Source organism: Dryocola clanedunensis, from assembly GCF_038405435.1.
GTDB classification, from domain to species: Bacteria; Pseudomonadota; Gammaproteobacteria; order Enterobacterales; family Enterobacteriaceae; genus Dryocola; species Dryocola clanedunensis_A.
The window spans coordinates 1-701 of the sequence record NZ_JBBYHZ010000086.1; the positions used below are offsets into that span (position 1 = coordinate 1).

Genomic DNA, 701 nt, shown 5'->3' on the forward strand with positions numbered 1-701 from the left:
GGCCTGGGCGACTTCGTCGCGGAACGCGAACTGCGCGGTCGGGTGGTCGCGGCGGGTGGTTTCCAGCAGGCGCGCATCGCGCAGGATCGCGCGCGCGCGCGGCTGGTCGTCGGCATGCACCACCCACAGGGTCGGATGGGTCGTGGCCTTTTCCTTGTCCAGATAGCTGAACTGGCTGCCGCGCTTGCTGTGGTACGAGCGTCCGTTGGTGATGCGCACTTCGATGCCGGCGTCGCGCAGCAGCTGGGCCACGCCTTCGACGGTTTCCACGCGCTGGCTGTTGAAGATCTGTCTCATGTCAGTCCTTGGCCGGTACGGTGGCGGCCGCGGCACTGTCCTCGACCACCCGGATCAGGCCTTCCTGCGCGGTGCTGGCGACCAGGATGCCGTTGCGGGTGAAGAACTGGCCACGCGCCAGTCCGCGCGAATCCTGCGCGCTGGGGCTGTCGAGCGAGTACAGCAGCCAATCGTCGGCGCGGAACGGGCGGTGGAACCAGATCGCGTGGTCCAGCGAGGCCATCTGCACGTGCGGCTGGTAGTAGCTGATGCCGTGCGGGAAGGTCGCGGTGCCGAGCAGATGGAAATCCGAGGCGTAGGCGAGCAGCGCCTGGTGCAGCTCAGGGGCATCGCCAACGGTCTCGTTCAGGCGCAGCCACACCTGGTGGTACGGCGGACGCTTGGGCGGATTGAGTTCATCGCGC

At 67.8% G+C, this 701-nt stretch carries 1 protein-coding gene and 1 pseudogene; both read right to left on the reverse strand.

The genetic code is table 11. The annotated features are described in order from the left end of the window. A partial coding sequence (locus AAE045_RS23520; RefSeq protein WP_455549729.1) for a putative signal transducing protein occupies positions 1-297 on the reverse strand: 297 nt, incomplete at its 3' end. A gap of 1 nt (position 298) precedes the next feature. Continuing rightward, positions 299-701: pseudogene (locus tag AAE045_RS23525) on the reverse strand (hypothetical protein); the annotation flags it as partial.